General features: G+C 69.9%; 20 protein-coding genes. 5 read left to right on the top strand and 15 right to left on the bottom strand.

Going from position 1 to position 24,071, the window contains the following annotated elements:
- Positions 1–54: 54 nt before the first annotated feature.
- From AB0N89_RS29580 to AB0N89_RS29570, 3 genes are read right to left on the bottom strand one after another with little or no spacing between them, the layout of a single operon-like run.
- The gene (locus tag AB0N89_RS29580; RefSeq protein WP_364210976.1) at positions 55–1,260 is read right to left on the bottom strand and encodes an ABC transporter substrate-binding protein; all 1,206 of its coding nucleotides are present in this window, start codon (positions 1,258–1,260) and stop codon (positions 55–57) included.
- 33 nt (positions 1,261–1,293) lie between these two features.
- Positions 1,294–2,412 (bottom strand): ABC transporter ATP-binding protein, encoded by a 1,119-nt coding sequence (locus AB0N89_RS29575; protein ID WP_364210973.1) that lies wholly within the window; start codon positions 2,410–2,412, stop codon positions 1,294–1,296.
- On the bottom strand, positions 2,409–3,830 hold the full coding sequence (locus AB0N89_RS29570; RefSeq protein WP_364210971.1) for a gamma-aminobutyraldehyde dehydrogenase: 1,422 nt from the start codon (positions 3,828–3,830) through the stop codon (positions 2,409–2,411). The genes AB0N89_RS29575 and AB0N89_RS29570 overlap by 4 nt, the downstream gene beginning before the upstream one ends.
- A 158-nt stretch (positions 3,831–3,988) precedes the next feature.
- On the opposite strand from AB0N89_RS29570, the gene AB0N89_RS29565 reads away from it, so the two are divergent.
- Together AB0N89_RS29565 and AB0N89_RS29560 are read left to right on the top strand one after the other, a co-directional pair.
- Positions 3,989–4,732, top strand: a complete 744-nt coding sequence (locus AB0N89_RS29565; RefSeq protein ID WP_364210968.1) for an FCD domain-containing protein — start codon at positions 3,989–3,991, stop codon at positions 4,730–4,732.
- 32 nt (positions 4,733–4,764) lie between these two features.
- On the top strand, positions 4,765–5,499 hold the full coding sequence (locus AB0N89_RS29560) for a cache domain-containing protein (RefSeq protein WP_364210965.1): 735 nt from the start codon (positions 4,765–4,767) through the stop codon (positions 5,497–5,499).
- Here AB0N89_RS29560 and AB0N89_RS29555 read toward each other — a convergent pair.
- Positions 5,483–6,955, bottom strand: a complete 1,473-nt coding sequence (locus tag AB0N89_RS29555; protein ID WP_364210962.1) for a PucR family transcriptional regulator — start codon at positions 6,953–6,955, stop codon at positions 5,483–5,485. The two genes, AB0N89_RS29560 and AB0N89_RS29555, sit on opposite strands and share 17 nt — an antisense overlap.
- 109 nt (positions 6,956–7,064) lie before the next feature.
- On the opposite strand from AB0N89_RS29555, the gene gabT reads away from it, so the two are divergent.
- Together gabT and AB0N89_RS29545 are read left to right on the top strand one after the other, a co-directional pair.
- Positions 7,065–8,396: a 4-aminobutyrate--2-oxoglutarate transaminase gene (gene gabT / locus AB0N89_RS29550; protein ID WP_364210959.1), complete on the top strand. Its 1,332-nt coding sequence runs from the start codon at positions 7,065–7,067 to the stop codon at positions 8,394–8,396.
- On the top strand, positions 8,393–9,823 hold the full coding sequence (locus AB0N89_RS29545; protein ID WP_364210956.1) for an aldehyde dehydrogenase family protein: 1,431 nt from the start codon (positions 8,393–8,395) through the stop codon (positions 9,821–9,823). The genes gabT and AB0N89_RS29545 overlap by 4 nt, the downstream gene beginning before the upstream one ends.
- Before the next feature lie 15 nt (positions 9,824–9,838).
- On the opposite strand, the gene AB0N89_RS29540 is transcribed toward AB0N89_RS29545, so the two are convergent.
- Together AB0N89_RS29540 and AB0N89_RS29535 are read right to left on the bottom strand one after the other, a co-directional pair.
- Positions 9,839–10,603: a helical backbone metal receptor gene (locus AB0N89_RS29540; protein WP_364210953.1), complete on the bottom strand. Its 765-nt coding sequence runs from the start codon at positions 10,601–10,603 to the stop codon at positions 9,839–9,841.
- Positions 10,600–12,009 carry an RNB domain-containing ribonuclease gene (locus tag AB0N89_RS29535; protein ID WP_364210950.1) on the bottom strand — a complete coding sequence of 470 codons (1,410 nt, stop codon included), beginning with the start codon at positions 12,007–12,009 and terminating at the stop codon, positions 10,600–10,602. Before AB0N89_RS29535 ends, AB0N89_RS29540 begins: the two co-directional genes overlap by 4 nt.
- A gap of 134 nt (positions 12,010–12,143) precedes the next feature.
- Between AB0N89_RS29535 and AB0N89_RS29530 the strand changes: the two genes are divergently transcribed.
- A complete protein-coding gene (locus AB0N89_RS29530; protein ID WP_364210947.1) occupies positions 12,144–13,109 on the top strand; it encodes an AAA family ATPase in 966 nt (321 codons plus the stop codon).
- A gap of 463 nt (positions 13,110–13,572) precedes the next feature.
- On the opposite strand, the gene AB0N89_RS29525 is transcribed toward AB0N89_RS29530, so the two are convergent.
- From AB0N89_RS29525 to AB0N89_RS29485, 9 genes are all read right to left on the bottom strand, one after another.
- Entirely contained in the window at positions 13,573–13,770 is a 198-nt protein-coding gene (locus tag AB0N89_RS29525; RefSeq protein WP_364210944.1) for a hypothetical protein, read from the bottom strand.
- Between the two features lie 34 nt (positions 13,771–13,804).
- The gene (locus tag AB0N89_RS29520; RefSeq protein ID WP_364210941.1) at positions 13,805–14,983 is read right to left on the bottom strand and encodes a hypothetical protein; all 1,179 of its coding nucleotides are present in this window, start codon (positions 14,981–14,983) and stop codon (positions 13,805–13,807) included.
- A 93-nt stretch (positions 14,984–15,076) separates the two neighbouring features.
- Positions 15,077–16,075 (bottom strand): C40 family peptidase, encoded by a 999-nt coding sequence (locus AB0N89_RS29515; RefSeq protein ID WP_364210938.1) that lies wholly within the window; start codon positions 16,073–16,075, stop codon positions 15,077–15,079.
- A 4-nt stretch (positions 16,076–16,079) separates the two neighbouring features.
- The gene (locus AB0N89_RS29510) at positions 16,080–16,676 is read right to left on the bottom strand and encodes a hypothetical protein (RefSeq protein WP_364210935.1); all 597 of its coding nucleotides are present in this window, start codon (positions 16,674–16,676) and stop codon (positions 16,080–16,082) included.
- Positions 16,677–16,679: 3 nt separating this feature from the next.
- Positions 16,680–18,842 carry a magnesium transporter gene (locus tag AB0N89_RS29505; RefSeq protein ID WP_364210932.1) on the bottom strand — a complete coding sequence of 721 codons (2,163 nt, stop codon included), beginning with the start codon at positions 18,840–18,842 and terminating at the stop codon, positions 16,680–16,682.
- The gene (locus AB0N89_RS29500; RefSeq protein ID WP_364210929.1) at positions 18,839–21,799 is read right to left on the bottom strand and encodes an ATP-binding protein; all 2,961 of its coding nucleotides are present in this window, start codon (positions 21,797–21,799) and stop codon (positions 18,839–18,841) included. The genes AB0N89_RS29505 and AB0N89_RS29500 overlap by 4 nt, the downstream gene beginning before the upstream one ends.
- Before the next feature lie 3 nt (positions 21,800–21,802).
- Positions 21,803–22,279, bottom strand: a complete 477-nt coding sequence (locus AB0N89_RS29495) for a hypothetical protein (protein ID WP_364210926.1) — start codon at positions 22,277–22,279, stop codon at positions 21,803–21,805.
- A 9-nt stretch (positions 22,280–22,288) separates the two neighbouring features.
- Positions 22,289–22,558: a hypothetical protein gene (locus tag AB0N89_RS29490; protein WP_364210923.1), complete on the bottom strand. Its 270-nt coding sequence runs from the start codon at positions 22,556–22,558 to the stop codon at positions 22,289–22,291.
- A 443-nt stretch (positions 22,559–23,001) separates the two neighbouring features.
- Positions 23,002–23,865, bottom strand: a complete 864-nt coding sequence (locus AB0N89_RS29485; protein ID WP_364210920.1) for a hypothetical protein — start codon at positions 23,863–23,865, stop codon at positions 23,002–23,004.
- Between the last annotated feature and the right edge of the window lie 206 nt (positions 23,866–24,071).

Genomic DNA, 24,071 nt, shown 5'->3' with positions numbered 1-24,071 from the left:
CGGGAGCGGCCGGCGTTGGGGGGGCCCACCGGCCGCTCCCGGAGTTCGGGGAGGTCAGCCCTTGATCTCGGTCCAGGCGCGCGTCCACTCGCCGTAGTCCTTGCACTTGACGTCCGTGCGGCCGTCGAGGCACTGCGTGATCGGCGTCGTCCAGTACTGGATCTTCGAGGCGTACGCGGCGTCACCGGCGTGGTAGGTGTCGCAGTGCTTCTTGTCCTTGGTTTCGGCGCACGCCTTGGGGTTCGAAGGCGATTCACCGAAGTACTCGGCGACCTGGGCATTGGCCTTCGGGCTGACGATGTGGTTCAGCCACTTGTAGGAGCACGTCTTGTGCGGCGACTTCGCCCCGACCATCCAGGTGTCCGACCAGCCCGTCGCGCCTTCGGACGGCAGCACCGATTCCACCGGCGCGCCCTCGCTCTTGGTCAGGTTCACCGTCACCTGCCAGGCGGTGCCGAGGACGGCGTCGCCGCTCTTGAGCGCCTGGCTCTCCTTCAGGTAGTCCGACCAGTACTCCCCGACCATCGGCCGCTGCTGCTTGAGCAGGTCGACGGCGGCCTGGAACTGCTTGTCGTCCAAGGCGTACGGGTTCTTGATGCCGAGTTCCGGCTTGTGCGTCTGCAGGTACAGCGCGGCGTCGGCGATGTAGATCGGCGAGTCGTAGGCGGAGATCTTGCCCTTGTACGGACTGTTCGCGTCGAACATCGCCGACCACGACGTCGGCGCCGGGTTCACCTTGTCGGTGCGCCAGGTCAGCAGGTTCGCGCCCCAGCCGTGCGGCACACCGTAGGCCACGTTGTTCACGCTGTTCCACGGCCGGTTCTTGAGGAAGTCGAAGACGTCCGCGTAGTTCGGCACGAGAGCGGTGTTCACCGGTTCGACGTCCCCGGACGCGATGAGCCGCAGCGAAGCGTCACCGGAGGCGGAGATGACGTCGTACTGGCCGGTCTTCATCAGGTTCACGGCCTCGTCGGAGGTGCCGAACGCCTTGACGTTGACCTTGCAGCCGGTCTCCTTCTCGAATCCGGTGACCCAGTCGACGGCCGGATCGTTCGAGCCGTTCTCCGCGTAACCGGGCCAGGCCAGCACGTTCACCTGGCCCTCCGGCTGGCCGAGCTGAGCGAGCGCGTCGAGTTTCGGCGGGGTGAAGCCCTGCCCGCCCGGCGCGGCGGCGGTCGAACTGGACCCGGACGTTCCGCAGGCGGCCACGAGCAGGCCGGCGCCGAGCAGGCCGGCGAGCGCGAGTTTCCTGTTCTTCATTGAACAACCTTTCGGTGCTGGGGAGGAGACTGCCTAACCGGCTTCGGGGACGCGGAAGCTGTGTTCGTGCCGCCAGCTCAGGCGGACGCGGCCGCCCTCGAAGTCCGCGGGCTCGGCGGTGTTCTGCCGGACCACGGAGAGCTGGCCGCCTGCGTCGAGCGTGACCTCGTAACGCACGGTCGCGCCGGCGTAGACGGTGTTGGTGACGGTGCCGGTGGCGCTGGTCTCGCCGACCTCGGCGGACTTCGAGAGATCCGCGTCGATGCGGATCTTTTCGGGGCGGATGCTGAACACACCGGGTTTGCCGATGATGTTCTCGGCGCCGCCGCCGCTGAGCAGGTTCGAGGTGCCGACGAATCCGGCGACGAACGCGGACGCGGGCCGCTCGTAGACCTCGACCGGGGAACCGACCTGTTCGATGCGGCCGGCGTTGAACACCGCGATGCGGTCGCTCATCGTCAACGCCTCGTCCTGGTCGTGGGTGACGAAGATGAAGGTGATGCCCACGTCGCGCTGGATCTGTTTGAGCTCGGTCTGCATGGTGTGGCGCAGTTTCAGGTCGAGCGCGCCGAGCGGTTCGTCGAGCAGGAGCACCTTCGGCCGGTTGACCAACGCCCTGGCGAGGGCGACGCGCTGACGCTGGCCGCCGGAGAGCTGGTCGGGTTTGCGCTCGCCGAATTCGCCGAGCCGGACAGTGTCGAGGGCGTCCTTCGCGCGCTGACGTCGCTCCGCGCGGGGCACGCGTTTCACCCGGAGGCCGTACTCGACGTTCTGCTGCACGGTCATGTGCGGGAAGAGCGCGTAGTCCTGGAAGACCGTGTTGACGTCGCGGTCGAACGGCGCGAGACGGCTGACGTCGCGGCCGTGCAGTTCGATCGTGCCCGCCGTCGGCAGTTCGAAGCCGGCGATCATGCGGAGCACGGTCGTCTTGCCGGAGCCGGACGGGCCGAGCATCGAGAAGAACTCGCCGGGCGGGATGTCGAGGTCGACGCCGTCGACCGCGTGGACCTGGCCGAACTCCTTGCGCAGCCCGCGCAGCCGGATCGCCGGATCCCCGCCTCCACCTGCGGAAGTGATAGCAAAGGTCCCTTGCTCCCCCTCGGCGGGGGCAGGCGCTTGATGCGGCATGGCGTGCCTTTCGGTGGTCGTCACAGCGCGCTCATCACGTGCTTGACGCGGGTGTAGTCCTCGAGGCCGTAGAGCGAGAGGTCCTTGCCGTAGCCGGACTTCTTGAACCCGCCGTGCGGCATCTCGGCGACCAGCGGGATGTGCGTGTTGATCCACACGCAGCCGAAGTCGAGCTTCCCGGCCAGCCGCATCGCCCGCTGGTGGTCGGTGGTCCACACCGACGACGCGAGCGCGTATTCGACGCCGTTGGCCGCGGCGAGCGCCTCGGCTTCGGAGGTGAAGCGCTGCACGGTGATGACCGGGCCGAAGATCTCCGTCTGGCTGATCTCGTCGTCCTGGCGGACGCCGGAGATCACCGTCGGTTCGTAGAAGTACCCCTCGTCACCCTGCCGACTTCCTCCACAGTGGACGATCGCGTGCGCGGGCAGCCGGTCGACGAACCCGGCCACCCGGTCCAGCTGGGCGGCGTTGTTGAGCGGGCCGTACGTGACCGACGAGTCGCCGGGCTTGCCGGTGGTGGTCGCCCGCGCCTGCCGGGTGAGCGCCTCGACGAAGGCGTCGTGGACCTCGTCGGCGACCAGGACCCGCGTCGCCGCGGTGCAGTCCTGGCCGGCGTTGAAGTACCCGGCGGCGGCGATGCCTTCCGCGGCCGCTTCGACGTCTGCGTCGGCGAAGACCACTACGGGGGCTTTACCGCCGAGTTCGAGGTGTACGCGCTTCACGTCCTTCGCCGCCGAAGCGGCGACTTCGATCCCTGCGCGCACGGAGCCGGTGATGGACACCATCGCGGGGATCTCGTGCTCGACGAGCGCCCGCCCGGTGTCACGGTCGCCGCAGATCACGTTGAACGCGCCGGGAGGCAGGAATTCGGCGCAGATCTCGGCGAGGAGCAGGGTCGACGCGGGGGTCGTGTCGGCCGGTTTGAGCACCACGGTGTTGCCCGCGGCGAGCGCGGGGGCGATCTTCCAGACCGCCATGAGGAGCGGGTAGTTCCACGGCGTAACCTGCGCGCACACGCCGATCGGTTCTCGGCGCACGAAAGAGGTATGCCCTTCCATGTATTCGCCCGCCGACCGTCCCTCGAGGACACGCGCGGCCCCCGCGAAGAACCGCAACTGGTCGACGATCATCGGCAGTTCCTCGGCCGCGGTGAGCGCGATCGGCTTGCCGGTGTTCGCCGATTCGACGAGCACGAGGCCGTCCGCGCGCGCTTCGACGGCGTCGGCGATCTTCAGCAACGCGAGCTGGCGTCGCGCGGGCGTGGTCTCACGCCAGTGTTCGAAGGCGGCGGCCGCGACCTTCAGCGCGCGGTCGACGTCCTCGGGGCCGGCGACGGCGGCGGTGCAGTACGGGCGGCCGGTGACGGGATCGACGACGTCGGCGACCGCGCCCGACGCGGATCCGAGGTACTCACCGCCGATGAAGTGCTTCAACTGCTGCACGAGACCTCCAGGGGCCTGGGGGCGTGAGGCGATAGCAAAGGTCCCTTGCTCCCTTTTGGGGCGGCGAGGGAGCTAAAACATATAAGTCCAGATGTTAAATGACAAGACGATGGGGCAAGATTGGTTCCATCGGGTAGTAGTTCGGGCGAAGGGCCACCATGCGCAAGGGGATGTCGCACAGCGCGCGGTCAGCGATGTTCGCGCCGCTCGACCAGATCGGCCGGGCGGAAGCGGTCACCGCGCGGCTGGTCGACGCCATCACGCTCGGGCTGCTGGCCGACTCGGAACAGTTGCCGAGCGAAGCCGAGCTGGCCGCCCAGTTCGGTGTCTCCACCGTGACCGTTCGCGAAGCGCTCGTGGCCTTGAGGCAGCAGGGGCTCGTGGAGACGCGACGCGGCCGAGGCGGCGGAAGCTTCGTGAAGACGCCCGCCAACCCTTCGGCAGCTTCGTGGCGAGAGCGCCTTCGCACGGTCTCGCTGTCCGAACTTCGCGACGTCGGCGATCACTACCTCGCCATCGCCGGCGCCGCGGCCAAACTCGCCGCCGAGCGGAGTTCCCCCGAAGACATCGAGCGGCTCGAACTGGCGACCGAGGACATCCGCACCGCGACCGGCACCGAGGCGTCGCGCGCCGAGCGCCAGTTCCACCTCGAAATCGCGGCGGCCGCGCAGTCGCCACGACTGACCAGGGAAGAAGTGCAGTTGCAGAGCGAGCGGGGCGGCCTGCTCTGGCTACCGCTCGAACCGCACGGCACCCGGGAAAACGCCTACGCCGAACACCGCGCGATCACCGCCGCCATCGCCCAGGGCGACGGTGAACTGGCCCGGAAACTCACCGAGGAACACATCCTCGACGCGATAGACCGGCTGGCGGACGTGCATTTAGACCTTCTGGCCCCTTAAGCTGCGGCATCCGCGCATCCGAGGTGAGCATCGTGAACGACACACCGTCCGCCGGTTCCGAGGTCGTCGATCAGGTATCCGCCCTGGTCGAGGACGTCTTCGGCAGACTGAAGCCGGTTCTGGCCGGCGCCGAGGGGCTTTTGGCCGCATCAGGCGACGTCACGGCCGAAGACCTGCCCCGCCTCCGGCCGCAGGTCTTCGACGTCCTCGGCGGCCTGGTCGTCGGCGCCGGGTTCATCAGCGCGCCGAACGCGCTGGCCGATCAGGAATTCGGCTTCGAATGGTGGACCGAGACCGGCGACGCCGAACCGGTGCAACTGGTCATCAGTCTCGATCCGGACAGCGACAACTTCCTCGACTACACCCGGCAGTCGTGGTTCACCGTCCCGCGTGACACCGGCCGCCGCCACATCAACGGCCCGTACGTCGATTACCTCTGCACCGACGAATACACCCTGACCTTCACTGTGCCCGTGCGGCGCGAAGGAGCCTTCGCGGGGGTCGTCGGCGCGGATGTCTACGTGCGCGAGGTCGAGAGGCTGCTGCAGCCGAAACTGCGTGCCCTCGGCGGCCGCGCGGCCCTGGTCAACGCCCAGGGCCGGGTGATCGTGTCGAACAACGCGCGGCAGGCCACCGGATCGCTCGTCCGCGAGGTCGACGTCCCGGCGTGGTGGTCCTCCGGCGCGGCACCGGTCACGACGGAGAGCGGCACGCAGCTGCGCCGTTGTGGGGACTCGCCGATCGCGTTGGTCAGGTCCGAGCGCTGACCTGCAGCGCGAGCCAGAATTCGGCACGCACCCCGGGGGAATCGAGATCACGGCCGGTCAACTCGGCGACCTTGCGCATGCGGTTGCGCAAGGTGTGCCGGTGGACGCCGAGCCGCGCGGACGCCAGATCCCAGTGACCGTGGTGTTCGAGCCAGCAGGTCATTGAGGCGACCAGTTCACCCCGGCCGGTTTCGTCGTGCTGCCGCAACGGTGCCAGCAGGCTGTCCGAAAACGCTTGTGCCGCCTGGGAATCGACCAGCTCCAGGAAGCCGCGTCCGGCGTGTTCGGCGAATCGGACCAGTGGGGCCCGCTCGGCCTTCGCCGCTTCCGCCGCCTGCTTCGCCTGCCGGAGCCCGGCCGGGAAATCCACTGTGGACACCGGATCGGAGAGCCCGGCGTGCAGTCCGCCGATCCGGGAAGCCTGCCGGGCGACGGCGTCCACATCGCCGAACGCGACGACGAACGCCCCCGACTCGCCGAAGAACACCTTCTCCCCGGCCACTTCGGCGTCGAGCGTGTCGGCGAGCGACCGGCGCGCGGTCGCGGGGCCGGTGACGGCCAGAACGGGCCACGGGGCCTCCGGGACACCGCCCCACAGCGACTTCATCGTCCGCGTGGCGAGTTCCGCCTGCCCCGCGGCGAGCAGGTCGCACAGCCCCGACCGCAGCCGCCGCAACGCCACGACGTGCTCTCGGTTCTGTTCCAGCGCAAGGGAAAGCAACGACACCGCGGTGTTGACGATGTGCTGCCCGGCGGCGTCGAGCGACTCAGGGGTCCCGACCACGAGCACGCCGCGCGCGCGGGTGTCGAGAGTCTGGAGTATGACCTCGTCCTCCCCTATCGCCGTCACCAGGATGCCCGCGCGCAGCCGAGCGAGATCTTCCCGGACCTCGTCGGCGAAAGGGCGCGCGGACGTCGGCGCGGCTTCGGTGACCGCGCCCGAAGAGTCGAGCAGGAGCACCCAGCCGTCGACCAGCTTCGCCAGTTTGCGCACCACCCCGCCGGGGCCGCCCTTGCCGACCGCGGTCCTGGTCAATTCCTGCTGCCCCTTGCCGGTGCGCACGAGCGAGGCGTATTCGTCGGCGGCGACCGCCCGGGAGACCGCGCGCGTGATCGCGATGAACGGCGTCTTCCTCGGCACTTCGAGTACTGGGAGCCCGACCTCTTCGGCGGTGTCCACCAGGGACCGCGGGATGCTCTCGTGACTGAGGCCGACGCCGAACCCGAGCCCGGCCACCCCGGCGTCGACCAGCCGCCGGATGTACCCGGGCGACGTGGTCTCGTCGAGGGCGAGCCCGGTGGTCAGCAGCAGTTCGCCGCCTTCGAGGAACGCCTGCGGGTCGGTCAGTTCGGTGGGGTGGACCCAGCCGATCGGCCGGTCGAGCGCGGCCTCCGCCGCCCGCGCGCGCAGGCCGAGCGGGCGTTCGGCCACGAGGGCGGCGAGCGTCAGTGCCATGTTGTCCAACTCTACGCGCCGATATGGACAAGATGTCGAGCTGACGTCGCCCGGCCGGGCTTTCATCCTGGAGGGCGACCCCGTCCCTCGCGTCCGCAGGAGTTTGGCCGTGACCGTCACCACCGAGACGCAGCGCAGGCTGCGCACCGAGATCCCCGGCCCCGCCTCGCGCGCCCTGCAGGAACGGCGCGCGGCCGTCGTCGCCGCGGGCGTGAGCTCGGTGCTGCCCGTCTACGTCACCTCGGCCGAAGGCGGCCTGCTCACCGACGCCGACGGCAACGTCCTGATCGACTTCGGTTCCGGCATCGCGGTGACCAACGTCGGCCACGCCGCCCCCGCCGTCGTGGACCGCGTCCGCGAGCAGGTAGGCCGGTTCACGCACACGTGTTTCATGGTCACGCCGTACGAGGGCTACGTCGAGGTGTGCGAAGCACTCGACAAGCTGACGCCGGGCACCCACGAGAAGCGTTCGGTGCTGTTCAATTCCGGCGCCGAGGCAGTCGAGAACGCGGTGAAGATCGCGCGCGCCGCGACCGGCCGCCAGGCTGTCGTCGTGTTCGACCACGCCTACCACGGCCGTACCAACCTGACGATGGCGCTGACCGCGAAGTCCATCCCGTACAAGCACGGTTTCGGTCCGTTCGCGCCCGAGGTCTACCGGGTGCCGGGGTCGTACCCGTACCGCGACGGCCTGTCCGGCCCCGAAGCGGCGCGGATCGCCATCGATCGCATCGAGAAGCAGATCGGCGGCGACCAGGTCGCGGCCGTCGTGCTGGAGCCGGTGCAGGGTGAGGGCGGGTTCATCGAGCCCGCGCCCGGCTTCCTCCCCGCGCTTTCCCGCTGGTGCGCCGAAAACGGCGTCGTGTTCGTCGCCGACGAGGTGCAGACCGGGTTCTGCCGCACCGGCGAGTGGTTCGCCTCCACGCACGAAGACGTCGTGCCGGATCTGATCGCCACCGCCAAGGGCATCGCGGGCGGTCTCCCGCTCGCCGCCGTCACCGGCCGCGCGGAACTGCTCGACGCCGTCGGCCCGGGCGGGCTCGGCGGCACCTACGGCGGTAACCCGATCGCGTGCGCCGCGGCGCTCGGCTCGATCGAGACCATGCGCCAGGAGAACCTCGCCGCGTCGGCGAAGCGCATCGAGAACGCGGTGCTGCCGCGGCTGCGCGCGCTGGCCGAGGAGACCGGCGTGATCGGCGACGTCCGCGGCCGCGGCGCGATGCTGGCCGCCGAGTTCGTGAAGCCGGGCACCACCGAACCCGACGCCGACCTGACCAAACGCGTCGCGCAGGCATGCCACCAGGCCGGCGTCGTCGTCCTCACCTGCGGCACCTACGGCAACGTCGTCCGGCTGCTGCCGCCGCTTTCCCTGTCCGCCGAACTGCTCGACGAGGGCCTGACGGTCCTGGAGCACGCTGTCCGTACGGAGGCTTCCAAGTGAGCACTTTTCCCTTCTGGGTAGCCGGAAAGCCGGTCACCAGCGGCGAAACCGCCGTCGTCCGGCACTCCTTCGACGGGAGCGAGGCGGGCTCGCATCACGTTCCGTCCACTTCGGATATCGAGACCGCCGTCCAGGCCGCGCACGACGTCCAGGACGAGTTCGCGACCCTGCCGGCGCACGTCCGGGCGGGCGCGTTGGACCACGTGTCCCGAGTTCTGGGTGAGCGGTCCGAAGAGATCGCGCAGCTGATCACCGCCGAGTCGGGCAAGCCGCTGAAGTGGTCGCGCGGCGAGATCGGGCGCGCGGCGTCGACGTTCCGCTGGGCCGCCGAGGAAGCCCGCCGGTTCTCCGGTGACCTGCAGCGGCTCGACACCGACCCGGGTGGAACCGGACGGCTCGCGCTGGTGCGCCGGGTGCCGAAGGGACCGGTGCTGGGCATCACGCCGTTCAACTTCCCGCTGAACCTGGTGGCGCACAAGGTGGCGCCCGCGATCGCGGTCGGCGCGCCGATCGTGCTCAAGCCCGCGCCCGCGACGCCGCTGACCGCGCTGCTGCTCGGCGAGATCCTCGCCGAGACCGATCTTCCGGCCGGGAGCTGGTCGATCCTCCCGGTGAGCAACGAGGAATCGGCCAAACTGGTGGCCGACCCGCGCCTGCCGGTCGTGTCGTTCACCGGTTCCGTGCCGGTGGGCTGGGGCATCCGCGACAGCGTGCCGCGCAAGCACGTCGCGCTGGAGCTCGGCGGCAACGCGGCGGTCCTCGTCTGTCCCGATTGGACGGACCTGGACTTCGCGGCGCAGCGGATCGCGACCTTCGCGATGTACCAGGCCGGGCAGTCGTGCATCTCGGTGCAGCGCGTGTACGCGCATGCCGACGTCTACGACGAGCTGCAGGCGAAGGTGCTGGAGCAGGTGCGCGCGCTCGGGACCGGAAACCCGCGCACGGACGGCGTCGACGTCGGGCCGCTGATCAACACCGCCGCCGCTTCCCGGGTGGAATCGTGGATCACCGCGGCTGTCGAAGCCGGCGGCGAACTGCTGACCGGCGGCAAGCGCGACGGCGCGACCGTGGAACCGACCGTGCTCGCGAACGTGCCGGAGGACGCGTCGGTGATGGCCGACGAGGTCTTCGGGCCGGTCGTGTCGATCACGCGGGTGGAGTCGGTGGAGGACGGCGTGCGCCGGATCAACGACTCGCGCTTCGGGCTCCAGGCGGGCGTGTTCACGCGCGACCTGCCGACGGCGTTCGACGTGTCCGCGAAGCTGCGCGTCGGTGGCGTGCTCGTCGGCGACGTGCCGAGCTTCCGCGCCGACCAGATGCCCTACGGCGGCGTGAAGGACTCCGGCGTCGGCCGCGAAGGCCCGGCTTCGGCGATGGCGGACTTCACCGAGGAACGCGTCACCGTCCTGACCGGCCTGACCCTCTGATCGAGCGCTCCAGGCTCACGCGTCGAAGAGACTCGTGAGCCTGGAGTGGGCCTCGACGAGCGAAGGGCCGTACCAGGTCAGGTGGCGCCCGGAGACCAGGACGTACTTCGCGCCCGGGAACGCTTCGGGGCCGTCGTCGGCTGTGAACTCGTAGGGCTCGTCAGGCAGAACGAGCAGGTTCGCGTCTTCGGCCGCGAAGCGCGCCTGAAGCGCTTCGAGCTTCGGGCGCGGGTAGCGCTCTTCGTCGTCCGCGTAGGCGTTGCCGATCCCGACACGATGCAGGACGTCACCGCCGAAGGTGTCCCGGCCGAGCACGATCCACGGCTTCCGCCACACCGGCACGACCGCCCGGAAGCGCTCCGGCAGGGTCTCCCGCCACACCTCTTCGGCCTCGACCAGCCAGTCCGGCTCGGCGAGGTCGTAGGCCTGCGTCAGGATCCGCCGGATCGAAGCGAGCGCGCCGGGCACGGTCGCCGACGCCTCCATCACCCAGACCGGGATTCCGTTGGCGCGCAGGCGTTCCACGTCCTCCGGCCGGTTCTCCTCGGAGTTGGCCAGCACCAGATCCGGTGCGAGTTCCAGGACTTTGTCCACGTTCGGATACTTCGAACCGCCCACCCGCGGGACGTCCAGGTCGACCGGATGGGTGCAGTAGTCGGTGGCGCCCGCGAGCCTGCCCGGGGCGCTGACCTCGACGGCCTCGGTCAGCGACGGCACGAGCGAGACCACCCGCGCCGCCGGAGCGCGCAGCGGGACCACTTCGCCGAGGTCGTCGATCATGCCCGCTCGAACGACAGTTTCCGCTTGTCGACGTCGACCGCGGTGAGCCGGACGCGAATCCGCTCGCCTTCCGGCAGCTTCTCGCCGGTGCATTTGGACATCACCGGCGGATCTTCGACCAGGATCTCGGCCTTGGTCTCCTCCGCGCGCAGCACGATGGCGCCGAACTCGCCGCCGATGTGCTCGGCCATCACCCAGACCTCGACCTGGTCGATGCAGGCCCGTTCGACCTTCGCCGCCAGCGTGTCGGACGCGGTCATCTGCTCCGGCACCTCCGCGAGCGCCGCGCGGACCCACGCGGGCACTTCGCGACCGGCGCTCACGGCGAGGCAGATCTCGGTGGCGAACCGGTCGACCAGCCGCCGGATCGGCGCGGTGACGTGGGCGTACGCGCCGCCGATCCCGGCGTGCGTGGTCAACGCGGGGAGTTCGCCGTCGAACGCGGTGTATCCGGCTCCGCGCAGAAGCCTTGTGGTGTCGGCGAAAAGCGCCATGGACGCGGGCTGTCCCGGGTCGAGCGCGGCCAGGAACTCCGACACGCTCTTGCCCTCGGGCCAGTCGATGTTCAGCGCCTGCGCGGACCGGCCCAGCCATTCGACCGCGTCGGCGTCGGGCGGGGGCAGCGTGCGCAGGACGCCGATCCTGGCGTCGATCATGATCTTGGCCGCGGCCATGCCGGTGAGCAGCGAGATCTCGGCGTTCCAGGCGTCGACGTCGTTGCGCGGCCGCTGGATCAGCGCCCAGCCGCCGTCGGGGTCGCCGCTGATCTCCTGCTCCGGCAACTGGAGTTCGACCGCGCCGCGCCGGATCGCGAGTTCGCGGCGCAGGCGGCCCAGCTCCGGCAGCGCCGCGACCGATGGATGCGGCTCGCCCGCGTCGATCGAGGCCTGGACGGTCTCGTAGTCGAACTGCTCGGTGGACCGGACCAGTGCGCGGCGGACGTTGGTCGCGGTCGGTTCGCCGCCCGCGTCGACGTCGATGGTCCACAGCACGGCGGGCCGGGTCTCCCCCGGCAGCAGGCTGGCCGCGCCTTCGGACAGCACCGGCGGGTGCAGCGGGACGTTCCCGTCGGGCAGGTACAGCGTCTGCCCGCGGCGCCGCGCTTCCTTGTCGAGCGCGCCACCCGGCGGGATGAACGCGGCCAGGTCGGCGATCGCGTAGTGGACCCGGAACCCGCCGCCCTCGACGCGCTCGATCAGCACCGCCTGGTCGAGATCCTTGGCACCGGGCGGATCGATGGTGACGAAGGGCAGACCGGTGGCGTCCTCGCGGCCTCCCGCCGACTCCAGCGGGTCGACGACCGCCGCCTCCGCCTCGGCGAGCACCTCGGGCCCGAACGACTCCGGCAGCGAGAACTCGGCTCGCAGGCGACCGAAGTCCCCTCCGGCCGTGTGTGTCCTGATCACGAGTGGAGGCACCACCCAACCCTATCCCGATTCGGCCAGGTTGATCGCCCGTTCGGGCGCGAGCCGGTCGGGTGTACGTTACCGGCGGAAATGAAAACCGATACCCTTTTCACAACGACAGGAAGGGCCGTGGCGTGAAGATCGCGTTCGTCGGGAAGGGCGGCAGCGGCAAGACCACGCTGGCGTCGCTGTTCACCGCGTACCTGGCCGGTGGCGGGAAACCGGTGCTGGCGATCGACGCGGACATCAACCAGCACCTCGCCGTCGCGCTCGGCGCCAGCGAGGAAGAGGCCATCGCGTGGCCGACGCTGGGCGACAGCATGGGTCTGATCAAGGAATACCTGCGCGGCGACAACCCGCGGATCGCCGACGTGGCCTCGATGATCAAGACGACCCCGCCGGGACGCGGATCGCGGCTGGTCCGGCCGTTCGAGGACAACCCGATCTTCGAGGCGTGCTTCCGCGACTTCGGCGGCGTGCGGCTCGGGGTCACCGGCCAGTTCGACGAGGACGACCTCGGCGTCGCCTGCTACCACTCGAAGGTCGGCGCGGCGGAGCTGCTGCTGAACCACATGATCGACGACGCGGGCGAGTACGTCGTCATGGACATGACCGCCGGCGCCGACGCGTTCGCGTCCGGTCTGTTCACGCGGTTCGACGTGACGTTCCTGGTGTGCGAACCGACCGTGCGCAGCGTCGGCGTGTACCGGCAGTACGCCGACTACGCGCGGGACTTCGGGGTGCGGCTGGTCGTCGTGGGCAACAAGGTGACCGAGGACGAGGACATCGACTTCCTCCGCGAGGAGGTCGGCGAAGCGCTGCTGGGCTGGATGGAGAACTCTCGGCACGTCCGCGCCGCCGAACGCGGCCGCGCGCGCCCGATCGGCGAACTCGAGGCGCACAACCTCGCGACACTGGGCTCGATGCTCGCGACCGTCGACTCCGAGCAGCGCGACTGGGCGCGCTACCAGCGTCAGGGCGTCGAGTTCCACCTCCGCAACGCGCGGGCGTGGGGCAGCGGGCGGACTGGGGAGGACCTCACGGCCCAGGTCGACCCGGAGTTCGTGCTCGGCCCGGCGCTGGCGCGGCAGGACGCCTGACCCGCGGTTCTCGGCACGAGGGAGAGCAAGGGACCTTTGCTAGCGTTCGTTAGCACACTAACTAACGACAGCGAAGGTCCCTTGCTTTCGCTTCTCTTAATGTTGAGAGAGGCGTAGGTCCGTGAAGGCCTCCTTGCCTACCCTGAAGGTAGTGAAGGAGGCCTTCACGGACTCTGGGTCCCTCAAGGAGGCCTTCACGGACCACCGACTCGCCCCGGAAACCCCAGGCGCCTCAAGAACCTCAGTGACCTCAAGTGTCACGGCGGGTGCGTGTGAAGGCACCCTTCACGCGGCTGCGCCGAGGAAACTCGCCCTTCACGCCAGCCCAAGTACATGAAGGGGTCCTTCACGGCCCCAGGCTCAGGCCAGAGGGCGTTCATGTACCGAACCACCGGCGACCGGACATAGGCGACAGCAAAGGTCCCTTGCTCTCTTTTCGCAGGTCAGCGCGGCCCGGCGGCGCTCAGTCGCCGCTCCACTTGGCGTCTTCGGCGTCCGCCTGCCGCGTGCGTTCCTTGGCGATGTCCAGGGCGCGCCTGGCCGTCGCCTCGTCCGGGTACGGGCCGAGGAGGTCGATGCTCCGGCCGCGTTCCAGGTGCTCGACCTGGTTCGTCTTGGTGTTGAAGTACCAGCCCTGATCCGGGTTCGGGTCGCTCGACATGGGTCAAGCCTGACATCACCCGGACGTCCTGTCATCACTTGCGATAGCGGTACGGGATCTCCGTGGGGTCACCGGTCGGGCCGAACTCGTCGCCTTCGGACGAGTCCGTCTTCGAGCTTTCCGGCACGCTTTCGGCGAGTTCGTCGAACCAGCCCCTGTCCATCGGAACGCCGCGCGGCGGAGTGGGGAGGTCCGGCGCGACGGGGATGCCCTGCGGCGGCGAAGCGGAGGACGTCGGCTGCGGCAAGGGCCCCGAAGGCGGCCCTGCCACTGGATGGGTGACCGGAGGCATCGCTGACGGCGGCGGGGTCGTGGCGGGCGGAGGCGGACTCGCGGGCGCCGGTTCCGGCTCGGCCTGCGGCGGCGCGACGGACTGCGGTTCCGGCGTCGCCGGAGGCGCGCTCACCGGCGGCGGAGGCGGTGTCTGGTTCGCCAAGGGAGGCCGCGTCTGACTCGGCTGAGGCAGAGGTGGCTGCTGAGGCGCGGCGGACGGAGGCGGCTGCAGGACGGACGGCGGGGTGGCAAGAGGCGCCGTGTGATTGCCCGGCGGCGCGGCGGGAGGCGGTCCGGCGGGAGGCGCCACGGGCGGGCTGACCGTGCGCCACACCGGCGCGGGTCCGATGTTCATCGGCGCCGGAGCGCGCGGAGGCTGCTGCTGCGGTGGCGGCTGCTGCCCGGGCGCGGGCGGCGCGGCCTGCTGCGAAGGCGGTGGAGGTGCCTGACGCTGCGAGGGCTTCGGGATCGGGTCGAGACAGGAGACGAGCACCGTGGTGTTCGCCGGATCGTCGATCTTCCGGCCACTGCGCTCGCGGTAGATCATCTCGCCTTCGGTGTCCATCTCGACCAGGTAGCCGGCCTCCGCCAGCTGTTCCTCGTCGAGGTCGACGAGCTTTTCGTAGCGCGAAGGGACAACCCGGTAGACGGGCCAGGCGAGCCTGGCGTTCTCGTGGTGGAACTGGGCCAGCAGCGCGGCCATCTGCTGCTGCCAGGGCAGCGACATCCCTTCGGCCAGCGAACGCGGCAGCACGACGTAACCGGGGTCGACCCCCGGCCAGCCCTGGTTCAGCTGGTCCGCCAGCGGCGTGCTCGACGCGGGACGCGCCGCCTGCCGCGCGGGCTGTGCGGTGCCGAAAAGATCGCGGGGGTCGACCTCCGGGCCGCCTCCCGTCGCGGGCTTGCCTCGCCTTCCGAATTTCCGTGCCACGCTCTTCATCCTCTGCCAGTGTGCGGCCGCGTGCCGGTGGACAGGCCGCCACTTCGGGTGAATCCGATGGTCTCGCGATCGCGATACCACGCGGGCACCATGCTAAACGCCAGGACGGACCGCCTGCGCGACCACTTCGGCCTCGTCGAAGGAGAAGTCGCGGATGTGGACCGGCACCCCGGTCTGCTGGGCCTCGACGATCTTGCCCTCGCCCAGGTACATCATCACGTGGTGGATGGTCGCCGGATTCGACGGCACGGTGGCCAGGAACAGCAGGTCACCCGGCTGCGCCTGCCGGACCGGCAGCATCGCGCCGCCCTTGTACTGGTCCCGCGAAACCCGCGGCAGGATGATCCCGGCCGACTCGTACGCCCGCAGCATCAGCCCGGAGCAGTCGTAGCTGTTCGGCCCGGTGGCACCCCAGATGTACGGCTTGCCCTGCTCGCCGAGGGCGAACTTGATGGCCTGCGCGGCGGCCTGGCTCGGCGGCACCACGCTGCCCACGCTCGACCCGCAGCCGACGACGTCGACGATCTGGCCCTCGTTCTGCACGAGGAGGGCCGCCATCGGCTCCCAGCTGTGATACCGGTCGGGGAAGCCGGACCGCTCGACCCGCTGGGCGGCGTCTCCGGGACGCATGTTCTCCCAGTCCGGCACCGCGAGCAGCACGTCGTAGAACTTGTTGACCTGGTACGGCGGGTCGGTGACCTGCGCGACGGTGCCCCAGCCCATCGACGGCCGCATCTGGAAGATGCCGAGCGAGTCGCGGTCGCCGAAGGTCAGGTTCCGCAGCTTGGACTCGGTCATCCCGGCCTGGATCGCCACCTGCCACGCGCGCGGCGACAGCGTCCGCTGCTTGCCGACCGAGATGATCAGCGCGACGATCCCCTTCTGTTCTTCGTCGAGCTTGTTGATGTCCGAAGAACCGCGATCGGCCTGCCCGGGCAGGGTCGGCCCGATCGACGCGTCGCAGGAGGTCTTGACGACGCCGCCCGCCTGGGCCTCCATGTGGTCGGTCACCACCTTGGTGACCGTGCTCGTGGTGACCACCGCGGCGAAGACCGCGGCGATCAGCACGCCGACGATGATCCCGATCTTCATCGGGTCAGCTCGCTTGAGCGAACTTGGTGACCCGCCACCCCGGGTTCGTCTTGACGACGGTGACCCGGACCTTGGGCCCGTCCGTCGGGACGTCGACGTCCATCGATCCGGCGACCGACAGCACGACCTGCGGCTCCCCGGTCACCCTGGAGGCGGGGATCCTCGCGAGTTCCACCGTCGTCAGTTCCGTGGCCAGGTACTCGTCGGTGGTGTACGGCTTCAGTCCGTTCAGCCACTGCTCGGTCGTCATGCCGTCCGGATGGTTCGCCCATGCCGTCACCCACTCCTTGGCGACCCTGACACCGTCCTGGTCAGGTGGCGCGGAAGACGGCGGCGGCTGGGTGGTCAGCCTCGGCGGCAGCGTCGACGTCACGGTGACCGGCGCGGCGACGCCGGGACGCGAGGTGGCTGTCGCCGACGCACCCGGCCCGTTCGCCGTCTGCCCCGGTTTTCCGATGGCCTTGGGCAGCAGGATGCCCAAGGCGGTGAGCACCACCGCGAGGACGACCAGCGTGCCGACGAGGTGGCGGGGCGAGCGCAGCGGCCAGCCCCACAGTCTGCGGTAGACCGCGGTACGCCCGCGGTTGGTCCTGATCGGCATGGGTCACCGGCCCACAGCGTGGTCTGTGTCCCGGACTTCCTCGCGGACCTCCAGCCCACGCGAAGGCCGGTACAGCACGAAGACCGGCTTGCCCGCCACGACTTCGGGGTCGACACGGCGAGGACGCGGCGTCGACGGCCCCGCCTGCGCCGGCACGGCGCCCGAGTAGTCGGGAGTGGCGTAGCCGCCACCCGCGGAGTTCATCCGCGACGGCACCACGACCGGTTCCGGTTCGTCGCTCCAGCGCCGGTCGGCGACCGGTGAGGTGTCGACGCGGCGGCTCGGTACCTGGATCGGGCTCCGCCCGCCCGAGGTGAACATGGAGTCGCCCGGATTGCCCGCGGCCGGGTTGTACTGGCCGAACACCGGTACGCCTCCGCCGCCGGCGGGCAGCGCGGGCAGGCCGCCACCGCCGCCGACCGCGCCGGGCCACGGTGCTCCGGACCAGGCCGCCGCGGGCCTGATCGCGCCGGATCCGTTGTCGAGCCGCTGGGAGCTGGCGAAGATCGTCGCCTCGGGCCGGAACCGCCCGCCGCCGATCGTCGCGCCCACGGGACCGCGGAGGTCGCCGTCGACGACGTCGTCGGTGTCGCGGACGTTCTGCCAGAACGCGTCCTGCGGGGTCGGCTCGTTGTTCTTCTTGCGGAAGCGCGAGAAGAGCCCGCCGCGGGGCGACGGCATCGCTCCGCCGACCATGCCGACGGACATCTCGACCATCTGCCACAGCCGCCGCACCGGACGGCCGACCATGAACAGCAGCACGGTGATGATGGCCGCCAGCGCCATCTTCGTCAGCAGGGACAACGAGTTCCCCGTGGTGAAGATCGCCTCCAGCAGGAGCGTGTGCACGCCCGCCAGTACCGAGAGCACCATCAGGTTGAAGGCGACCGCGCCGAGCACCTTGAGGATCCGTTGCATGATCTGCGGCTGCAGCAACGCGATCAAGCCGATCAGCGGAGCGGTCAGCACGAAGATCCGGATCAGCACCTGCGCCAGCAGGACCGTGGCCTTGGCCAGCAGCTGGAACAGCGAGTAGAAGATTCCCTGGCCGAGAGCCAGGAAGCCGGCGCCGACGCGGCTGCCGTCCTCCCCGGTGAAGTAGCCGGTCGCCGGGCCGAGTTTGGTGGAGATGTCCTTGAACGCCGCCTTCTTGGAGTCCACCAGCGCGGTGTCGGCGTCCCCGCCCTGCAGGATCTGGGTCCTGGTGAAGGCACGCGCGTCCAGGAGGGCCGGACCGTACTGGAGTGCCTGCGGGGAGTCCGGCGTGCCGAACTCGCCCCGGAGCCAGTTGTCGTAGACGACCCGGCAGTGCAGTTCGGTCGGGACCCGGTCCCACGGCTGGCGGGCGGCCACGGCTTCCGGGGTCGCCTGGCACGGCTGAGCCGAGGGTGCCTGCGGCGGGGTCGGCGGCGGGTTCTTGGCATCGTCGATGAACCCGGCCTGGATGTTGGTGGTGGTCTGCACGATCGCGTTGTCGATCGGATCGATGAACCGCAGGAGCGCGAGCGACGACGCGGCCAGCCAGACCGCGGCCAGCCCGTACAGCGCCCGTTTGCTGACCGCGGCGAGATCGCCGCGCCAGATGTTGCGGAACAACATGATCGACATGATCAGCGCGGCCAGGCCGAACAACTGGGCGTAGATGTTGTTGAAGACCTTCTCGGCCCCCGACTTGACGGCGTTGTACAGCGGGCTGAGGAGGCTGCCCTGCAACACGGTGTAGTGCAGTGAGTTCGTGGCACCGACGATGTTCTTGCCGATGTTGAACAGCTGGTTGCCCGCCCAGGTGTCGATCGTCGAGTTGGGCGAGGTGATGCCCGCCAGCGGGCCGCAGTCGGTTTCGAAGGTGTCCCAGACGTGTCCGGCGTAGCCGTAGACGTTGTACGGACTGCCACCCTCACCACGAGCGATCACGGACGGGTCGAGCGCGCCGACCATGCCGGCGCCGGGCCGTTCCGGGTTCGGCGCCTCACCACAGGCGGCGGCCGACGCCGCCGGAGCGGTCGCCACGGCCTGCAGACCCAGGATCAGCATGACGACGAACATCGTCGCGCGGCGGCTGGGTCTGGTCTTGCCCGGCCGCGGCCCCTCTTTCCAACGGCGGCGCAGCGCGTGCCACCCGGCGGCGAACGCGAGCACGAACGCCAGTGTCATCACTGTGTTCATGCGGCATCCCTGCCGGTGCCACCCTTGCCGGCGCGCGCGTGCTCGCCCTGACTCCCGTTCCCGTTGGCGCCGTGCCCGTTCTGGACCGCGCCTTGCACTTCTCCGGTTTCGGCCGCCAACGGGTCCGGGGCGCCGAGCATCTGTTCGTCGGTGAGACCGACCTCGAGTTCGGCCGCGAGCTCGAGGTCCTCTTCGAGCTCGAAGTCGTCCTCCGGCGGCGTGGGGACGTACTGCTTCTCCTCCGGGACGGCGATCTCGTTGCCCGGCTTGGCGGGTTTGGCGTCGGCCGAACCCGGCGTGGTGTCCATGACCCGGCGCAGGTGTTCCAGGTGCGGCCCGGAGAAGTCGACGCGGATCCGCTCCACGCCGCCCGCGCCGTCGCCGAAGATGAACTGCCGCGGATCGACGTCGCGCTGGATGTCGCGTTGCGAGCCGGGCCGCCTGCCGAGCGCGGCGACGACCTGCTCGTAGCCGACGCCGACCGGGACCTTCAGCAGCCGCAGCGCGTCGGCCTGGGCGTCGTCGTCGTCGAGCCGTCCGACGAACACCGAGTCCAGCAGCGCCACGAAACCCTGGATCTTCAGGAAGTCCGCAGGGATCTGCGAGGACAGCAGCACCCGGACGTTCCACTTCCGCGAGTCACGCGCGAAGCGGTTCATCAGCACGCGGCCGGTCGGGACCTCGGAGAGGAAGAACGCCTCGTCGATCCAGACGCCCTTGCGCAATTCCTTGGGCTTCTCGTACACCGACCGCTGCGTCAGCCACGCGGCGAGGTTCAGCATCTCGACACCGAGGGATTCCGCGTCCGTCCAGTACTCCCGCGGGACACCGTCCTTGGGCAGGGTCAGCCCCGCCATGGTCAGCACGGTCATCCGGTCGTCGCGGGTCTCGGCGTACGGGTCCGCGTCGGACTCCGGGATGAGCAGCGCCATCCGCTCGCGCATCTCGTCGAGGAAGTCCGCGACGACGACGGCGTGCTCGTGGTGCTCGCTGGAGTCCCGGCGCAGCGCGTCGATGACCTGGCCCGGGTCTGCGTCAAACCGGCCGCCGACCGCGCGGACGGCGCGGAGCAGCACGATCCGGGTCTGCGCCATCCGCGAGACCTCGTACGGCAGGACACCGGTGAGGACGTCGAGCACGAGACGACGCCGGGTCGCGCCCGCGAGGGCCTTCTCCCGCCGCCAGGAGCGCTCGGGGTCGTCCTCGTCCATGAAGTGCTCGATCTGCGGCTCGGCGACCACCCGGTACGGGTTGAGGATGCCGGGCTGCGCGTTGAGCAGGTTGATGTTCCGCGCGTACGGCCGCAGCTCGGGCAGGTCGCACAGCCGCGACAGCGGGCCCGACGGGTCGAGGATCGTCCAGTGCGCGCCCGCGCGGAGCGTCTTGTAGACGATGCCGCCGCCGAGGAACGACTTGCCGCCACCGAGGCCGGCGACCATCGCCGTCAGCCCGGAGCCGTCGCGGATCTCCTGCGCCATCCACGGGTCCCAGGCCACCGGGCGCCGGGTCGCGGTCACGGTCTCGCCGAGCAGGATGCCGCGGCGGTCGCCCACCTCGGCCGTCGCCGTCGGGACCGACGAGGACGCCCACACGACCGAACCGCGGCGCATGTACGCCGCCGAGGCCAGCGGCTCGCCGGGGATGAACTCCCTGGCCAGCGCGTACTGGGCTTCCGGGTGCTCGACGGCGATCTTCGGCTTGTAGAGGTCGAGGAGCTGCTGGGCCAGGCGCAACGCGTCGCGCTCCGTCGGCCCGGACACCGCCAGCCGCCACCACGACCGGACCCGGGTGGCCAGCGCGGTGAAGCCCGACGTCATCTCGTCGTCGATCTCCAGCACCCGGCCCGCCTGGCGGGCCAGCGACTGCGGCGGCTCCAGCTCATGCTCGTCGGTGTAGTGCTTGACCTGCGAACGCACCTTGTTCATCTGGCGCTGCAGCTCACCGGCGACCTCTTCCGGGCGCCGGACGTAGATCCGCGCGGACACCTCGACCGCGGCGGGCAGCCGGTCCGCGTGCTGGATCCACGGGTCGTCGACCTCGGGGATCTGGAGGCCGTGCATCTGGCCGACGGTGAGGACGGCGAGATGCCGCGAGACCCCGGCGTTCGACCCGGTGCGGCCGCGGACGGTGACCGTCGGCGCGTACGGCTCGGCATGGAAGTCCGCCGCGTCGGTGAAGCTGGCGAGGTCCTCGGGTTCCCAGGCGGCGCCCGGGACCGCGGGCATGTTGCGCGGCGCGGGCAGACCCAGCGAGCACGAGCGGTGCATCAGCCAGGACATCTCCTCGGCGTGCACCGGGCGGCCTTCGAGCCCGGCCGAGCCGATCACCTGGTCGAGGTGTTCGACCTCGGAGTCGAGCGCGGCCAGTTCGGCGTCGACGGCCTCCGGCAGGATCTTGCGCAGCACCGGGGCGGCGCTCTCGACCGCGCGGTCGATCATCCGCCTGGTCTGCACCTGGACACCCAGGTAGACCTCTTTTTCGGCCATCGAACGGCCCATCAGCTGCTGCTGCTCGCCGATGAGGTAGTCGTCGAAGGACAGCGCGCCCTGGACGTCCTGGGGACGGCCGACGGCGTTGTGCACGTGGGCCTCGGCCCACATGCGGATCGGGTACGGCCGGTTGGTCACGCGCAGGTGCAGCCAGCGGCCCTGGAGCTCCGCGTACTGCCCGGCGATGGCCGCGATCAGGTCGCGGCGCTGCGAATCCGACCGGAACGACCAGCGCTGCGGCGCGAGCCGGTACCAGGCGTAGACCTCGTAACCGGTGCGCAGCAGGTGCCCGTCGATGCTTCGCGCCGCGATGGACGGGGTATAGGTGGGTATGGCCGCCTCACCGGGCAGCCGCCTCCCCTTGCCGGCCTTTTTGGGCTGCGCGGAGCGGACCTGCTGGGGCGGGTTCCAGGCCCCTTGCTGCAGGTCTCGATCACGTTTTCCTCGGCTTCCGCCGCGACCGAACAACGACTACCTCCCGGCCTGAGCCGCGGGGCGGCTCCGACGCGCTCGTGGTGTTCCCTGAGCTCCGGCGCCGCCGCCGTAGCCGTGGTGCTGGTACTGCCGTCTCCTGCGGTGCTTCGGTAGCGGGCGGTTCGCCCGTACCCGGACACGGGACGCGCTCGCCGCGCCACCCGTGCCCGTGGTCCGTTCTCTGGGTGAGTTGAGCTCTTTCGCCGCCATCGCGGCCACGGCGCCCAGCGGGCGCTCGTGGCTGATCTTGGCCGTGATCAACCTGGTGATCACAATTGTGGCGACGAAGGCCCAGGCGGTCGAGAAGAACCCGAAGCTCCAGCCCGCCCACCGTTCGGTGGTGAGCACGAGCAGGAAGACCGGGATACCGACGAGCCACGCGACGTAGCGGGCTCTCCAGGGAAAAGTCGCTTTCGGCGGGCCGAGCCACACGGCGTCGACCCGGTAGACCTCGTCATCGGTGCGGATACGCAACGCGGGCCCTCAGCCTGTGAAGAGGCCGGCGATCCACTGGCCCACGTTGACTCCGGCGCCACTCACCGCGAGGCCGATGATCGCCAGCGCGATCACCACACCGGCGAGTCGGCGCATGACACCGGCGTTGTCCCCTTTGCCACCGCCCAGCCACAGGAGCAGAAGCGCGACGGCCAGCAGTACCAACGGGATGATGTTGTCGATCAGCCAGGTACGGACATTGCCGGTGCCGAGCTGTCCGCCTTGGGCCAGCGTGTCGAGGGTGGTCAAGGTCATCATCGCATTACTCCCGGTGCGCGGAGAGGGGGATCGCGCGGTTCTGGCTCGGTGGTGCTTCGAACATCATGGCGTCACGAGGCGTAGTGGTCAAAGCGCGCTCTGTAGATATCGATTTGTCTACCGGTGACAGAGCGAGGCACAGCACCACGACCATCCTCGGTCTCCATCATCGTTGCAAGGGTCGTCTGGATTAACCCCGGACACCCGTATTTCGCAGTGCGCAGTCGAAAACACCCGGCTGCGACGCTTCTTGCTCACTGTGAGTACGGGTGGATCGCGGAAAATCCGGCCGCGACCAGTGTGACATGACTCGTTCGGTGGCTTCTCACGAGTCCGCTGGGTGAGCACGCATTCGACAAAATTCATGAGCGCCGATCAAGCGAAGGTCACACTTACGTTACCCAAAGCGAAATCGGCACGGTCATTTTCACTACATAGCGTGATTATCGGCCCGTCGCGAACACATTCGCGGGAAAGGCGCCCGCTTCGACGGCCTGGCGGCTCAACGGCCCGCACAGCTCGTGAAGCCGCTTGGTCTTCTCCTCGCCGAGGTGCTCCCAGGGTCCGGTCGACGCGGCGTTCGTGGCGGCCTCGATCCGCTCGCGCAGATCGTTCCCCGCCTCGGTCAAGCCGCCTTCGGCGTCGAGGACGCCCCTTTCGCGGAGCTTCGCGACCGCGCCGTCCCACTGCTCGTCGCTCCAGCCGCGGGACGCCTTGGCCGCGGCGGCGAGGAAACCCTTGCCGGTGGCGGTGTGCGAGACGAGCGCGGCGAGCCCGTCGAGATCGTTGATGACCAGCGCGGCGATGTGGCCGTCGCCGCGGTATTCACGCAACAGGGTGATGGCGTGCCAGAGCGCGAGGTGCGGCTCGCTCGGCCAGCCGACGCCGGCGTGCCCGGCGTAGAGCGGACGGCCGTCGGCCTGACAGCCCCCGGTCGCCTCGCGGGCGAGCTCGGCCGCCTCGGCGACCTGCTCGGAGCCCAGGGTGTCCTTGCCGAGCAGCCTGGTCAGCGCCGCGTCGACGGCTTCGAACCGCGCCTCGATGATCTTTTCGGGCGTGGCCAGCGTCCAAGCCCGCGGGAGGTACTTGGCGACCAGTTCGGGGTTGAAGTTGTAGAAGGTCGCCGCGACCACGCCGGGACCCACCGCGCCCATCGGCGCCGCGCGGCCCGCGAAGTAGGTCATGCGACCCGGCCGGAGACCCGCGCCGGTGAGCGCGGCTTCCGTCTCGGGTGCGAAGTAGGTAAGGGAATGCAGTACATCGAACGTTCCGCGGAACCGTCCCGTGACCCGACTCGCTTCGCCCATGAGGGCACCCTACCGGCAAGTAGAGAGGGGGCGCAGCGTCCGAAAGGGCCGGGGGCCCGGCGCGACGGGAGCAAGGGACCTTTGGTGTCGCGTCCCGAGGGTAGGCGCAGGTGAGGAATGGGCCGGGTGGGCGTGACCCTCGCCACCACCGCCCGCATCAGGCGGGAAGGAGCATGCCGTGCCGGACCAGCTCCCGCACGACCGGC

Origin of the sequence: Amycolatopsis sp. NPDC089917 (genome assembly GCF_040684635.1) — a bacterium.
GTDB lineage: Bacteria > Actinomycetota > Actinomycetes > Mycobacteriales > Pseudonocardiaceae > Amycolatopsis.
This window is presented reverse-complemented; position numbering and strand designations above follow the sequence as displayed.